This is a genomic window from Kitasatospora sp. CM 4170 (assembly GCF_032110285.1).
Classification (GTDB): Bacteria; Actinomycetota; Actinomycetes; order Streptomycetales; family Streptomycetaceae; genus Kitasatospora; species Kitasatospora aburaviensis.
The window spans coordinates 5,303,776-5,317,840 of record NZ_CP134877.1; the positions used below are offsets into that span (position 1 = coordinate 5,303,776).

Annotated in this window: 11 protein-coding genes; 8 read left to right on the top strand and 3 right to left on the bottom strand. The window is 72.0% G+C overall.

Annotated elements, in window-relative coordinates; translation table 11 throughout:
- The first annotated feature begins 3 nt into the window (after nt 1-3).
- The 7 genes from nuoL to RMN57_RS22745 all read left to right on the top strand — a co-directional run bounded on the left by nuoL (nt 4) and on the right by RMN57_RS22745 (nt 11,082).
- Nucleotides 4-1,917: an NADH-quinone oxidoreductase subunit L gene (gene nuoL, locus RMN57_RS22715; RefSeq protein ID WP_313765169.1), complete on the top strand. Its 1,914-nt coding sequence runs from the start codon at nt 4-6 to the stop codon at nt 1,915-1,917.
- A 34-nt stretch (nt 1,918-1,951) separates the two neighbouring features.
- On the top strand, nt 1,952-3,604 hold the full coding sequence (locus RMN57_RS22720; RefSeq protein WP_313765170.1) for an NADH-quinone oxidoreductase subunit M: 1,653 nt from the start codon (nt 1,952-1,954) through the stop codon (nt 3,602-3,604).
- Nucleotides 3,601-5,238 carry an NADH-quinone oxidoreductase subunit NuoN gene (nuoN, locus tag RMN57_RS22725; protein ID WP_313765171.1) on the top strand — a complete coding sequence of 546 codons (1,638 nt, stop codon included), beginning with the start codon at nt 3,601-3,603 and terminating at the stop codon, nt 5,236-5,238. Before RMN57_RS22720 ends, nuoN begins: the two co-directional genes overlap by 4 nt.
- 323 nt (nt 5,239-5,561) lie before the next feature.
- Nucleotides 5,562-6,572, top strand: a complete 1,011-nt coding sequence (locus RMN57_RS22730; RefSeq protein WP_313765172.1) for a polyprenyl synthetase family protein — start codon at nt 5,562-5,564, stop codon at nt 6,570-6,572.
- A 268-nt stretch (nt 6,573-6,840) separates the two neighbouring features.
- Nucleotides 6,841-7,503 carry a response regulator transcription factor gene (locus tag RMN57_RS22735; protein WP_313765173.1) on the top strand — a complete coding sequence of 221 codons (663 nt, stop codon included), beginning with the start codon at nt 6,841-6,843 and terminating at the stop codon, nt 7,501-7,503.
- Between the two features lie 439 nt (nt 7,504-7,942).
- Entirely contained in the window at nt 7,943-10,030 is a 2,088-nt protein-coding gene (locus RMN57_RS22740) for a 2-oxoacid:acceptor oxidoreductase subunit alpha (RefSeq protein ID WP_396327939.1), read from the top strand.
- Nucleotides 10,027-11,082 carry a 2-oxoacid:ferredoxin oxidoreductase subunit beta gene (locus RMN57_RS22745; protein ID WP_313765174.1) on the top strand — a complete coding sequence of 352 codons (1,056 nt, stop codon included), beginning with the start codon at nt 10,027-10,029 and terminating at the stop codon, nt 11,080-11,082. The genes RMN57_RS22740 and RMN57_RS22745 overlap by 4 nt, the downstream gene beginning before the upstream one ends.
- A 124-nt stretch (nt 11,083-11,206) precedes the next feature.
- On the opposite strand, the gene RMN57_RS22750 is transcribed toward RMN57_RS22745, so the two are convergent.
- The 3 genes from RMN57_RS22750 to RMN57_RS22760 all read right to left on the bottom strand — a co-directional run bounded on the left by RMN57_RS22750 (nt 11,207) and on the right by RMN57_RS22760 (nt 13,080).
- Entirely contained in the window at nt 11,207-11,593 is a 387-nt protein-coding gene (locus tag RMN57_RS22750; RefSeq protein WP_313765175.1) for a VOC family protein, read from the bottom strand.
- A gap of 232 nt (nt 11,594-11,825) precedes the next feature.
- Complete coding sequence (locus tag RMN57_RS22755) at nt 11,826-12,560, bottom strand: hypothetical protein (protein WP_313765176.1); 735 nt, start codon at nt 12,558-12,560, stop codon at nt 11,826-11,828.
- 295 nt (nt 12,561-12,855) lie between these two features.
- Nucleotides 12,856-13,080 carry a DUF6011 domain-containing protein gene (locus tag RMN57_RS22760; protein ID WP_313765177.1) on the bottom strand — a complete coding sequence of 75 codons (225 nt, stop codon included), beginning with the start codon at nt 13,078-13,080 and terminating at the stop codon, nt 12,856-12,858.
- Nucleotides 13,081-13,131: 51 nt separating this feature from the next.
- On the opposite strand from RMN57_RS22760, the gene RMN57_RS22765 reads away from it, so the two are divergent.
- Nucleotides 13,132-13,908 (top strand): TetR/AcrR family transcriptional regulator, encoded by a 777-nt coding sequence (locus tag RMN57_RS22765; RefSeq protein WP_313765178.1) that lies wholly within the window; start codon nt 13,132-13,134, stop codon nt 13,906-13,908.
- Nucleotides 13,909-14,065 lie beyond the last annotated feature (157 nt).

The following is a 14,065-nucleotide window of genomic DNA, read 5'->3' on the forward strand; positions in this document are numbered from 1 at the left end:
TCGGTGAACTCTCTCATTCCGCTGCTGGTGGCGGCTCCGCTGGCCGGCGCCGTCCTGCTCCTGCTCGGGGGCCGCGCCTTCGACCGGTTCGGCCACTGGCTGGCCACCGGGCTGGCCGCGCTCTCCTTCGGCTTCGGCCTCGCACTCTTCTCCGACATGCTGGGTCGGTCGGCCGACGAACGCGCCGTCACCGAGAGGCTGTTCACCTGGATCCCGGTGAACGGCTTCCAGGCCGACGTCGCGTTCCAGCTCGACCAGCTCTCGATCACCTTCGTCCTACTGATCACCGGCGTCGGCACGCTGATCCACCTCTACTCGGTGGGCTACATGGCGCACGACGAGCGCCGGCGCCGCTTCTTCGCCTACCTGAACCTCTTCCTGGCGGCCATGCTGCTGCTGGTCCTCGCCGACAACTACCTGCTGCTGTACTTCGGTTGGGAGGGCGTCGGCCTCGCCTCGTACCTGCTGATCGGCTTCTGGCAGCACAAGCCGAGCGCCGCGACGGCCGCCAAGAAGGCGTTCATCGTCAACCGGGTCGGCGACATGGGCCTCTCCATCGCGATCATGCTGATGTTCGCCGAGTTCGGCACCTTCGACTTCGGGCCGCTGCTGGGTTCGGAGGGCTCGACCGGTGTGGCCGGCGAGGCGAGCGAGGGCAAGCTGACCGCGATCGCACTGATGCTGCTGCTGGCGGCCTGCGGCAAGTCCGCCCAGGTGCCGCTGCAGTCCTGGCTCGGGGACGCGATGGAGGGCCCGACCCCGGTCTCGGCCCTGATCCACGCGGCCACGATGGTGACCGCCGGCGTCTACCTGATCGTCCGTTCCGGCCCCGTCTTCAACCTGGCGCCGGACGCCCAGACCGCCGTGGTGGTGGTCGGTGCCGTCACGCTGCTCTTCGGTGCGATCGTCGGTTGCGCCAAGGACGACATCAAGAAGGCGCTGGCCGGCTCGACCATGTCGCAGATCGGCTACATGATCCTGGCCGCCGGCCTCGGTCCGATCGGCTACGCCTTCGCGATCATGCACCTGGTGACGCACGGCTTCTTCAAGGCCGGGCTGTTCCTCGGCGCCGGGTCGGTCATGCACGGCATGAACGACGAGGTGAACATGCGTCACTACGGCGGTCTGCGCAAGTACATGCCGATCACCTTCATCACCTTCGGCCTCGGCTACCTGGCCATCATCGGCTTCCCCGGTCTGTCCGGCTTCTTCTCCAAGGACAAGATCATCGACGCGGCCTTCGCCAAGGGCGGGACCGAGGGCTGGATCCTCGGGCTCTGCACCCTGCTCGGCGCGGCCATCACCGCGTTCTACATGACCCGGGTGATGATCCTGACCTTCTTCGGCGAGAAGCGTTGGCAGCCGGACGCCGACGGCCACGACCCGCACCCGCACGAGTCGCCGAAGACCATGACCACCCCGATGATCCTGCTCGCCTTCGGCTCGGTCTTCGCGGGCGGCCTGTTCGTCCTGAACAACTCCTTCGTCAACTGGCTGGAGCCGGTCACCGGCCACGAGGAGGGCAACTCCCCGCTGACCCCGCTGACGGTCTCCGTGCTGGCCACGGTCTGCATGCTGATCGGCGTCGGGATCGCGTACCTGATGTACGGGCGCTCGGCCGTCCCCGTGGTGCCGCCGGTCGGCTCCCCGCTGACCCGGGCCGCCCGGCGCGACCTGCTCCAGGACGACTTCAACCACGCCGTCCTGGTCCGCCCCGGCTCGGCGCTGGCCGCCGCGCTGGTCTACTTCGACAGCCGCGGCCTGGACGGCTTCGTCAACGGCCTGGCCGCCACCATCGGTGGAATCTCCGGCCGGTTGCGCCGGATCCAGAACGGCTACGTCCGCTCGTACGCGCTCTCCATGTTCGGCGGCACGCTGGTGCTGGTCGCCACGACTCTCCTGATGAGGTCCGTCTGATGAATAGGCCCAGTTCATCTCCGGGGGTGCGGCGATGAGTCACCTGCTGACCGCGACCTGCGCCGTCCCGGCCGCGGGCGCGGTGCTCACCGCGGCGCTGCCCGCCGGGTCCACCGAGGCCCGGCGGCGGACCACCAAGGCCGTCGCGCTCGGGACCTCGGCCGTCACCCTGGCCCTGGCGGCCGCCGTGGCCGGGCAGTTCGACCCGGACGGCGCGCGCTACCAGCTGACCGAGTCCCACAGCTGGATCCGCTCCTTCGGCATCAGCTTCTCGCTCGGCGTGGACGGCATCGGCACCGTGCTGGCGCTGCTCACCGCCGTCCTGGTCCCGATCGTGATGCTGGCCTCCTGGCACGACGCCGACCCGCCCGGCCAGGCCCCGCCCGGCCAGGCCCCGTCCGACGGGTCCTTCGAGAACCGGCGGCGGACCCAGGCCTTCTTCGCCCTGATCCTGGCGGTGGAGGCGATGGTGATCGTCTCCTTCTACGCCACCGACGTCTTCCTCTTCTACGTGTTCTTCGAAGCCATGCTGATCCCGATGTACTTCCTGATCGGCGGCTTCGGGGACCGGGCCGGCGGCCCGGAGTCGGCGCGCCAGCGCTCGTACGCGGCCGTGAAGTTCCTGCTCTACAACCTGCTCGGCGGCCTGGTCATGCTGGCCGCCGTGATCGGCTTCTACGTGATCGCGCAGGACCAGGGCTTCGGCACCTTCGACCTGCCCACCCTCACCTCGGCGATCGCCGACGGAAAGCTGGTGCTCAGCGGCACCGCGGAGAAGGCGCTGTTCCTCGGCTTCTTCTTCGCCTTCGCGGTGAAGGCCCCGCTCTGGCCGCTGCACACCTGGCTGCCGAACGCGATGGGCGAGTCCACCGCCGGGACGGCCGTCCTGATCACCGCGGTGGTCGACAAGGTCGGCACCTTCGCGATGCTCCGCTTCTGCCTGGGCCTCTTCCCGGACGCCTCGAAGACCTTCGCCCCGGCGATCCTGGTCCTCTCGCTGATCGGGATCATCTACGGCGCACTGCTGGCGGTCGGTCAGAAGGACATCAAGCGGCTGGTGGCGTACGCCTCCATCTCGCACTTCGGCTTCATCATCATGGGCATCTTCGCGATGACCAGCCAGGGCCAGAGCGGCGCCACCCTCTACATGGTCAACCACGGCATCTCCACCGCCGCGTGGATGCTGGTGGCCGGCTTCCTGATCTCCCGCCGCGGCTCGCGCCTGATCGCCGACTACGGCGGCGTGCAGAAGGTCGCCCCGGTGCTCGCCGGGACGTTCCTGATCGGCGGCCTGGCCACCCTGTCGCTGCCCGGCCTCGCGCCGTTCGTCAGCGAGTTCCTGGTGCTGGTGGGCACCTTCACCCGGTACCCGGCGATCGGTGTCGTCGCCACCTTCGGCATCGTGCTCGCCGCGCTCTACGCGTTGCTGCTCTACCAGCGCACCATGACCGGCCCGGTCAAGGCCGAGGTGAGCGCCATGCCCGACCTCAAGGCGCGCGAACTCGCCGTCGTCGCCCCGCTGGTGGCCCTGACCATCCTGCTCGGCGTCTACCCCAAGCCGCTGACCGACATCGTCAACCCGGCGGTGGACGCGACGCTGACGCAGGTCCACCAGTCCGACCCGGCACCGGCCCACCCGGTGGCCGGACACCCCGGAGCAGCCCCCTCAGGAGGTGAGCACAAGTGAGCACCACCGGATGGCTCGCCGCCGCGGGCGGCAACAGCCCGAGCATCCCGGCGCCGCATGTCGAGTACGGCCAGCTCTCCCCGATGCTGGTGGTGTTCGGCGCCGCCGTCACCGGCATCCTGCTGGAGGCCTTCCTGCCCCGCCGGCACCGGCACTGGGCGCAGGTCTGGCTGGCGCTGATCGGCCTGGTCGGCGCCTTCGCCGCCGTGGTGGTGCTCGCCGCCCAGGGCTACGGCTCGACCAAGGTCGACCTGCTGGCGATGGGCGCGGTCGCGCTGGACGGCCCCGCGCTCTTCCTCCAGGGCGTGATCCTGCTGGTCGCCGTGGTGGCCGTGCTGACCTACGCCGAGCGGCGGCTGGAGCCCAAGGCCGGCGGCGAGCCGGCCGACGCCTTCGCCGCGCAGGCCGCCGCCACCCCCGGCGGCGAGCAGGAGCGGGCGGCCGTCCGGGCCGGCCTCACCACCAGCGAGGTCTTCCCGCTCACCATGTTCGCCGTCGGCGGCATGCTGCTCTTCCCCGCCGCCAACGACCTGCTGACCATGTTCGTGGCGCTGGAGGTGCTCTCCCTCCCGCTCTACCTGCTCTGTGCGCTGGCCCGGCGCCGCCGGCTGCTCTCCCAGGAGGCGGCGGTCAAGTACTTCCTGCTCGGCGCCTTCGCCTCGGCGTTCTTCCTGTTCGGCACCGCCCTGCTCTACGGGTACGCGGGGAGCGTGCGACTCGGGGACATCTCCGACGTGATCTCGGGCAAGGCGTTGGCCACCCCGGCGCTGCTCTCCACCACCCAGAACGACGCGCTGCTGCTGATCGGCCTGGCGATGCTCGCGGTCGGCCTGCTCTTCAAGGTCGGCGCGGTGCCGTTCCACTCCTGGACCCCGGACGTCTACCAGGGAGCGCCGACGCCGGTCACCGGCTTCATGGCGGCCGCGACCAAGGTGGCCGCCTTCGGCGCCCTGCTGCGGCTGTTCTACGTCGCCTTCCCCGGCCTCCGGCTGGACTGGCGACCGGTGATGTGGGGCGTGGCGATCCTGACCATGGTGGTCGGCGCGATCCTCGCCGTCACCCAGCAGGACGTGAAGCGGCTGCTCGCCTACTCCTCGATCGCGCACGCCGGGTTCATCCTGACCGGCGTGATCGCCACCAACAAGCAGGGCCTCAGCTCGGTGCTGTTCTACCTGCTGGCGTACTCCTTCGTGACGCTGGGAGCATTCGCCGTGGTCACCCTGGTCCGCGACTCCAAGGGCGAGGCCACCCACCTGTCCAGCTGGGCGGGGCTGGGCCGGCGTTCCCCGCTGGTCGCCGGGGTCTTCGCGCTGTTCCTGCTGGCCTTCGCGGGCATCCCGCTCACCTCGGGCTTCACCGGGAAGTTCGCGGTCTTCCAGGCCGCGGCGGCCGGTGGCGCGACCCCGCTGGTGATCGTGGGTGTGCTGAGCTCGGCGGTGGCCGCGTTCTTCTACATCCGGGTCATCGTGCTGATGTTCTTCTCCGACCCGCAGCCGGGCGGGCCGACGGTGGTCATCCCGAGCGCCTTCACCGCCACCGCGATCGGCGTGGGCGTGCTGGTCACCCTCGGGCTCGGGCTGCTGCCGCAGTACTTCCTGGACCTCGCGTCGAAGGCCTCGCTCTTCGTCCGCTGAGGCTCCGTCCGGAGCCGGTCGCAGGCCCGTCAGGGGCCTGTCCGGGCCCCGTCCGGAGCCGGTTCGCGGGCCCGTCAGGTGCCCCGTCGGAAGGCTCGGAGGAGGCTCGCCGGGAGGCCCCTCCCGTCCGGGCCGCGCTTTATCCGCGCGGCCCGGACGAGTCGTCTCGGCACCGCGCCTGACCAGCCGATACAGCCCGACCATGACAGGACCCGCACGCCCGTGCAGTGATCCACTCGCGACCGGATACCCTGCCTGTATGGCCAGCGGCGGCACTCAGGGACCAGGCCGCTAGATCGACCAGGGACAGAGGAGTGGTCTTCGTGACCGTCGTGGGACCCTTTGGGCTCAGCGTGCAGGACCGCGATCTGACCCGCGATGTCCAGTACGGGATGGACGCGGTGGAGAACGCGCTCACCGAGGCCGTGAAGAGCGACGTCCCGTTCATCACCCTCACCGCCAGCCACCTGATGGAGGCCGGCGGCAAGCGCTTCCGCCCGCTGCTGGTGCTGCTCTCCGCCCAGTTCGGCGACGCCAACGCCCCGGGCGTGGTCCCGGCCGCCGTGGTGGTCGAGCTGACCCACCTGGCGACCCTGTACCACGACGACGTCATGGACGAGGCCCCGGTGCGCCGCGGCGCCCCCAGCGCCAATTCGCGCTGGGACAACTCGGTCGCCATCCTCACCGGCGACTTCCTCTTCTCCCGCGCCTCCCAGGTGCTCGCCGACCTCGGCCCGGACGCCGTCCGGCTCCAGGCCGACGCCTTCGAGCGGCTGGTCACCGGCCAGATCCTGGAGACCGCCGGCCCCGGCCCGGACGACGACCCGCTGCGCCACTACCTCGACGTGCTGGCCGGCAAGACCGGCTCCCTGATCGCCGTCTCCTGCCGGATAGGAGCACTCCTGGCCGGCGCCGAGCCCTGGGTGGTCGACATCCTCAGCGCCTACGGCGAGCGGATCGGCATCGCCTTCCAGCTGGCCGACGACGTCCTGGACATCGCCAGCGACGGCCACGAGTCCGGCAAGACCCCCGGCACCGACCTGCGCGAGGGCATCCCGACCCTGCCCACCCTGCTGCTCCAGCAGCTGCCGGTGGACGAGTCGGACCCGGCCGACCTGCGGCTGCGCGAGCTGGTCGCCGGCTCCCTCGACGACGACGAGCTGCACGCCGAGGCGCTGCGGCTGCTGCGCCGCCACCCCGCACTGGAGCTCGCCCGCCGGGAGACCCTGCGGCACGCCGAGGAGGCCCGCGCGCTGCTCGCCCCGCTGCCCGAGGGCCCGGCCAAGGAGGCGCTCCAGGGCCTCTGCGACGCGGTGGCCATCCGCACGATGTGACCGACCGGGGGAGCGGACGCGGCGCAGTGGCCCGCCCGGGTCCCGGCCCCCGCGCCGGGTCCTGCCCCCTCGTCCGTGCCGGGCCCGGCCCCCGCGCCCGGTCCCGGCCCCGCCTGCACCCCGGCCGTGGTCCCGCTCCCGGGCCGGTGCGGTTGCGGGCCGTCCGGCCGCCGGACCGCCGGTGTGATTTGTCGCCCGGCGGTGTCGTGAGTAGGGAAGACTGGCCCCGTCAGTCCCGCCCGCAGCCGCGCCAACCCGGAAGGCCACCATGCTTCGCGTCGTCATCGCCGAGGACTCCGTACTGCTCCGGGAGGGCCTGACCCGGCTGCTCACCGACCGGGGTCTTGAGGTCGTGGCGGGTGTCGGCGACGGCGAGGCCCTGCTCAAGGCCGTCCACGACCTGGCCGCCGCCGGCACGCTGCCGGACGTCGTGGTCGCCGACGTCCGGATGCCCCCGACCCACACCGACGAGGGCGTGCGCGCCTGCGTCACCCTGCGCGGCCTCTACCCGGAGCTGGGCGTGCTGGTGCTGTCGCAGTACGTGGAGGAGCGGTACGCCTCCGAGCTGCTGGCGGGCTCCACCCGGGGCGTGGGGTACCTGCTGAAGGACCGGGTCGCCGAGGTGCGCGAGTTCGTCGACGCGGTGGTCCGGGTCGCCGAGGGCGGCACCGCGCTGGACCCGGAGGTCGTCCAGCAGCTGCTCAGCCGCAGCCGCAAGAGCGACGTGCTGGCCGGGCTGACCCCGCGCGAGCGCGAGGTGCTCGGGCTGATGGCCGAGGGCCGGACCAACACGGCGGTGGCCAAGCAGCTGGTGGTCTCGGACGGCGCGGTGGAGAAGCACGTCAGCAACATCTTCCTCAAGCTGGGCCTGGCCCAGAGCCCGGAGGACCACCGCCGGGTGCTGGCCGTGCTCACCTACCTGAACTCCTGATCCTCCCCTTCCGGCGATCTCCCCGTTCACCCGCCTGAGCGCCGCCCCGTCCGTCCGTTCACCCGCCCGAGCGGTCACGAGCGGCCACGCGTCGGTCCGCTCGCCCGTCCGAGCAGCGCCCCGTCCGCCCCTGCGAGGGCCGCCCGCGACCTGTCCGAGGGACCACTCGCGACCCGCCCGGGCGCACGCCCGCACGCCCGTCGCCCGGGCGGCCGCCGGCTTCCGTGCGCACCCGAACAAGCGTTCGCGGGTCCGGTATGGGACGACCCGCCGCGGGCGTTGTACCTGGATACAGCGGCAGTGACATCGGCAGCTTCCTGCCGCATCGGGTAGTTCCGTCCCAGGCAATCCTCACCCGCATAGGATGCGAGAGGTGCACCAGGCGGACGGGGCACACGGCTCACGCCCGCGGCTGGTGCCCACGAGGAGGTCCGCGGCAGTGACCAGTCAGGTCGATCAGTCAGAAGCAGTGGACGGCTCGGGCGGCGACGAGGGCCGCCCCGGGCCCGGTGGCGGCCCATCCGGCCCCGCCGTGCCGGGCAGTCCGCAGCCCAGGCGCGCCAAGCCGATCCGCAGACTCGACCGGGTGATCATCCGGTTCGCCGGGGACTCCGGCGACGGCATGCAGCTCACCGGCGATCGCTTCACCTCGGAGACGGCGTCCTTCGGCAACGACCTCTCCACCCTGCCCAACTTCCCGGCCGAGATCCGGGCCCCCGCCGGCACGCTGCCGGGTGTCTCGTCCTTCCAGCTGCACTTCGCGGACCACGACATCCTGACCCCGGGGGACGCACCCAACGTCCTGGTGGCGATGAACCCGGCCGCCCTCAAGGCCAACCTGCCGGACCTGCCGCGCGGCGCGGAGATCATCGTCAACACCGACGAGTTCACCAAGCGCGCGCTGTCCAAGGTCGGCTACCCGGCGGATCCGCTGGCCGACGGCTCGCTGGAGGCGTACCACCTGCACAAGGTGCCGCTGACCACGCTGACGCTGGAGGCGCTCAAGGACAGCGGGCTGGCGCGCAAGGACGCCGAGCGGGCGAAGAACATGTTCGCGCTGGGTCTGCTCTCCTGGATGTACCACCGGCCCACCCACGGCACCGAGTCCTTCCTGCGCAGCAAGTTCGCCAAGAAGCCGCAGATCGCCGAGGCGAACATCAGCGCCTTCCGGGCGGGCTGGAACTTCGGTGAGACCACCGAGTCCTTCGCGGTCTCCTACGAGGTGCCGCCGGCCAAGCTCCCGGCCGGCCGCTACCGCAACATCTCCGGCAACCTCGCCCTCTCCTACGGCCTGATCGCCGCCGCGGAGCGCGCCGGGCTGCCGCTCTACCTCGGCTCGTACCCGATCACTCCGGCCTCCGACATCCTGCACGAGCTCAGCAAGCACAAGAACTTCGGCGTCCGCACCTTCCAGGCCGAGGACGAGATCGCCGGCATCGGGGCGGCACTCGGCGCGGCCTTCGGCGGCGCGCTCGGCGTGACCACCACCTCCGGCCCCGGCGTGGCGCTCAAGAGCGAGACCATCGGCCTGGCCGTCTCGCTCGAACTGCCGTTGCTGGTGGTCGACATCCAGCGCGGTGGCCCGTCCACCGGACTGCCGACCAAGACCGAGCAGGCGGACCTGCTGCAGGCGATGTTCGGCCGCAACGGCGAGGCGCCGGTGCCGATCGTCGCCCCGGCCACCCCGGCCGAGTGCTTCGACGCGGCGCTGGAGGCGGCCCGGATCGCCGTCACCTACCGGACGCCGGTCTTCCTGCTCTCGGACGGCTACCTGGCCAACGGCTCCGAGCCGTGGCGGATCCCGGAGGTCGACGAACTGCCCGAGATCACCCCGGGATTCGCGACCGGTCCGAACCGCGAGGACGGCTCGTTCTGGCCCTACCTGCGCGATCCGCAGACCCTGGCCCGCCCCTGGGCGGTGCCCGGCACGCCCGGCCTGGAGCACCGGATCGGCGGTATCGAGAAGCAGGACGGCACCGGCAACATCTCCTACGACCCGGCCAACCACGACTTCATGGTCCGCACCCGGCAGGCCAAGGTGGACGGCATCGCCGTCCCGCCGCTGGAGGTCGACGACCCGGACGGCGAGGCGCGGGTGCTGGTCCTCGGCTGGGGGTCGACGTACGGCCCGATCACCGCGGCCGTGCGGCGGGTCCGGGCGGACGGCGGCCGCATCGCCCAGGCCCACCTGCGCAACCTCAACCCCTTCCCGGCCAACCTCGGCGCGGTGCTGAGGGGTTACGAGAAGGTCATCGTCCCCGAGATGAACCTCGGGCAGCTGGCGCTGCTGCTGCGGGCCAAGTACCTGGTGGACGCGCAGTCCTACAACCAGGTGCGCGGACTTCCGTTCAAGGCGGCGCAGTTGGCCGACGTGCTGTGGGCGGCGATCGGGTCGGAGGGCGGTGCGCCCGCCGGCACGACCACCGGCGCGCCCGCCGGGCCGCCCGCCGGCACGACCACCGGGCCGGCCGTCGACACGACCACCGGGGCGACCGCCGGTTCGGCGAGCGAGGAGGACAACCGATGAGCGAGCAGAAGTTCCCCTCGTTGAAGCTGGTGCCGAAGGCCGAAGCGCCGCAGAGTGCCAAGGACTTCAAGACCGACCAGGAGGTGCGCTGGTGCCCGGGATGCGGTGACTACGCGATCCTGGCGGCGGTGCAGGCGTTCATGCCGGAGCTGGGGATCAAGCGGGAGAACACCGTCTTCGTCTCCGGGATCGGTTGCTCGTCGCGGTTCCCGTACTACATGAACACCTACGGGGTGCACTCGATCCACGGGCGCGCGCCGGCCATCGCCACCGGTCTGGCGTCCTCGCGGCAGGACCTCAGCGTCTGGGTGGTGACGGGCGACGGCGACGCGCTGTCCATCGGCGGCAACCACCTGATCCATGCACTGCGCCGCAATGTGAATCTGAAGATCCTGTTGTTCAACAACCGCATCTACGGACTTACCAAGGGCCAGTACTCGCCGACCAGTGAGCTCGGCAAGATCACCAAGTCCACGCCGATGGGCTCGCTGGACGCCCCGTTCAACCCGCTCTCGCTGGCGATCGGCGCGGAGGCCACCTTCGTCGCCCGGACGATCGACTCCGACCGCCAGCACCTGCAGTCCGTGCTGCGGGCGGCGGCGGAGCACAGGGGCACGGCGCTGGTGGAGATCTACCAGAACTGCAACATCTTCAACGACGGCGCCTTCGAGATCCTGAAGGAACCGGGCAGCCGGGACGAGGCACTGATCCGGCTGGAGCACGGGCAGCCGATCCGCTTCGGCGCCGACCACGGCCAGGGAGTCTTCCGGGCTGCGGACGGTGAGCTGTTCGTGGCCGCGGTCACGGCGGAGAACGAGTCGGCCGTACTGGTCCACGACGCCCACGCGGCCGGCCCGGCGGCGGCGTTCGCACTCTCCCGGATCGCGGACGCGGACACCCTGCACCACACGCCGATCGGCGTGCTGCGCAGCGTCGAGCGGCCGGTGTACGACGAGCTGATGGCCGACCAGCTGGCCACGGCGCAGGCCCAGCGCGGCCCGGGCGACCTCGCTTCGCTGCTGTCGGGGAGCGACACCTGGACGGTCGGCTGACCTTCCGGCGGCACAACGGAGCGGAGCCCCCGGCCTCGGCCGGGGGCTCCGCTCGTCTGCGCCGTTCCCTACTGCGTGCTGTTCCTGCTGCGAGGCGCTCGTTCTGCGCGCCAGCTCGGCGCTGTCACTGCTGCGGCTGCGCCCACTCGACGAGCTGGACGATCACGCCGTTCGGGTCGGTGACCTGGAACAGCTTCTCGCCCCAGGGCTCCTCGCGCAGCGGCATGGTGATCGCCACGCCCTCCGCCCGCAGCCTGGCCTCCTCGCCGGCCAGGTCGGCCACGACGAAGGCCAGGATGAGCCCGGCGGCGTGCTGGTCGCGGAACCCCTCGGGCAGGACCTCGGTGCCGCGCTGCAGGTAGACGACGTTCATCCCGGCGTCCTCCCGGCCGAGCGAGGCGAAGCCGTCGGCCGCCATCTGCTCGGCGAACCCGAAGTGCGCCTTCAGGAAGGCGGCGGAGGCGGCGACGTCCTCGACGGTGAGCGATACAGCGGAGCCGGTGATCTGCATGAGTCGTGCCCTCTCGTCGGCGATTACCCCGTACGCCGTACACCGTACAACGTACAGAGAATCTGGCAAGGGGGAATCGTGCGAAGTCCCGGATGCCTCTCGATTCGATCGCCGACCGGGTGCGGCCGCGTCCCTGCCGCTTCCCTTGCGGCTTCGCTGCGGCCGCACCCCGGTGGCCGCCTCCCGGCGGCCACTTCCCCGTGGCTGCTTCTTCGCGGTTCCCTCTCCGCGGCTACTTCCAGTTGACGCCCTTGCCGAGGGTGTAGGGCGAGCCCCAGTACTCGGCGCCGGTGACCTTGGTGGCCGCCGGGGCGACCGCCAGCGAACAGGACTGCGCGGTCTGGCCGTTGGTGAAGCCCTTCGGCAGCGAGGGGCTCGGGCACTTGGCGAAGTTCCCGATGACCATGACCTCCTGGGCCTCGGTGCCGTCCGGCAGCAGGCCCTTCATGTGGTCCACGCTGGTGTGGGACAGGTCGGTGGTGCCGGTGTTCGTGATGCTGTAGTGGATGTAGTACGGCACCAGGCCCTTGACCTTGTCGCCGAGCTTCAGGGGTTCGAGGTCGGCCGGGTCGCCGGCGTCGATCGAGGTCACGGTCAGCGCGACGGTGCCCTTGGTGCTGCCGGAGGTGAACTGGATCTGGGCCGGCTGGCCGATCTTGAAGGTCTGGCCCGGGGTTGCGAACGGCCCGCCGCCCCCGGCCGCGGGCGCGCTGCCGGTCGGGGCGGGAGCGGCCGGGGTGGACGCGGCGGCCGAGCCGGCCGGCGTACTCGGGGCTGCGGAGCCGGCCGGGGTGGTGGGTGCGGTGGCCGGGCTGGAGGCCGGCGCGGCGGCGGCGGCGGCGGTGGGCGGAGCGGTCTGGGTCGAGTCGGCCGAGCTGTCGTCGTTGCAGGCCGTCAGAGCCAGTGCGCCGACCGCGGCGAGGGCGATGAACGCGGGCGCGGTCCTGCCGGTGCGGATCGTGGTCATGTGAGGTCCCCCGGTTGTTCGGGGCCGCCAAGTGGCGGCCCTCCTGCAGACGTTGATAGCGCGGGAGGGCAGCGGCGGGCTACCGGTCGGACGCGGACGTGACAACTCCGCAGCGGAGCTGTCGAGAAGTCGGCGTGTTTGCGCACACTGCACCGAATCCCGCCTGCGGAACAGGAGTTGGGCGGCAAGAGCAGAGCAGGAGCAGAGCAGGAGCAGGGCAGGAGCAGAGCAGGAGCGGAGGCCGGGCGGGGCCCTTCGAGTCGCCCGGCCGATGTCCGAGCCGCCCCGCCGCGGGTCAGGCCAGGCCCGGCAGCGGGTCCTGGTCGACCTCGTGCCGCGGGACGCGTTCGGCCGGGTCGCGGCACTCCGGTCCGAGCCGGAGCATGCGCGACTCCGGGTCGTGCAGCGGGCGGTGGCAGCGACGGCAGGTGACGCGCGGGCGCAGCGGTCGCACGGTCGAGGTGCCCGGAAGCGGTTCGGGCCGGGCGTTCGGGGCGGCGTCGGGGGCGGCGTCGGTCATGGGCAGACGGTAGCCCGGCCGAGCGGGGCGCGGGCGTGAAAGGATCGGTCCATGGCAAGCGATCGCAGCAGCGCGGGAGATCCCGCCCGGACGCTGGCCCTGCTCTGGGGGCTCTCGGCGGAGGAGAAGCCGGGCCGTCGCGGCCCCCGGCAGGCGAAGTCCCCGGCGGAGATCGCCGCCGCGGCGATCGCGCTGGCGGACGCCGAGGGCGTGGACGCCGTGACGATGCGCCGGGTCGCCCAGGAGCTCGGGGTCTCGGCGATGGCGCTCTACACCTACGTGCCGGGCAAGGCCGAGCTGCTGGACCTGATGCTGGACACCGTGTACGCGACCATGCGGCGCGCCGACCCCGCCGAGGACGGCTGGCGGGCCCGGGTGGCCGCGGTGGCGGGCGACAACCGGGCCCTGCACCGGGCCCACCCCTGGGTCGCCGGGATCGCCACCAGCCGGCCGCCGCTCGGGCCGGGGCTGATGGCCAAGTACGAGTACGAGCTCCGCGCCCTGGAGGGCACCGGCTTGCCGGACGTCGAGCTGGACGCGGCCCTCACCCACCTGCTCGGCTTCGTGCAGACCTGTGCCCGGATGGCCGCCGACGAGCGCGGCGCCGAGCAGGACAGCCGGATGAGCGACGAGCAGTGGTGGTCCGCCAACGCCGAGCTGCTCGCCCGGGTGGTGGATCCCGAGCGCTTCCCGGTCGCCACGCGCGTGGGTGCCGCCGCCGGGGAGGCCCACGGCGGCGCGTACAGCCCGGACCACGCGTACGCCTTCGGCCTGGCCCGGGTCCTGGACGGCCTGGCGGCACTGGTCGAGGCGCACCGGGCGCCGTAGCCGGCGCGGCGTAGCCAGGACGCTGCGGCCGGGACGCCGTGGGTCGGCCGCCGGCCGCCGACGCCGGTCGCCGCGGAGCCCCCCGGAACCACTCGCATGCCCCCGGACGCGCCCCCGCGTCGGCGCGACCCCCCGAGTCGGCGCCGGCTCTCGGGGT

What these genes read in the sequence shown, in the direction of transcription:
- RMN57_RS22720 (WP_313765170.1), top strand. Translation starts at nt 1,952, where the DNA reads ATGAGTCACCTGCTGACCGCGACCTGCGCCGTCCCGGCCGCGGGCGCG.
- RMN57_RS22735 (WP_313765173.1), top strand. Translation starts at nt 6,841, where the DNA reads ATGCTTCGCGTCGTCATCGCCGAGGACTCCGTACTGCTCCGGGAGGGC.
- RMN57_RS22745 (WP_313765174.1), top strand. Translation starts at nt 10,027, where the DNA reads ATGAGCGAGCAGAAGTTCCCCTCGTTGAAGCTGGTGCCGAAGGCCGAA.
- RMN57_RS22750 (WP_313765175.1), bottom strand. Translation starts at nt 11,593, where the DNA reads ATGCAGATCACCGGCTCCGCTGTATCGCTCACCGTCGAGGACGTCGCC.
- RMN57_RS22755 (WP_313765176.1), bottom strand. Translation starts at nt 12,560, where the DNA reads ATGACCACGATCCGCACCGGCAGGACCGCGCCCGCGTTCATCGCCCTC.
- RMN57_RS22760 (WP_313765177.1), bottom strand. Translation starts at nt 13,080, where the DNA reads ATGACCGACGCCGCCCCCGACGCCGCCCCGAACGCCCGGCCCGAACCG.
- RMN57_RS22765 (WP_313765178.1), top strand. Translation starts at nt 13,132, where the DNA reads ATGGCAAGCGATCGCAGCAGCGCGGGAGATCCCGCCCGGACGCTGGCC.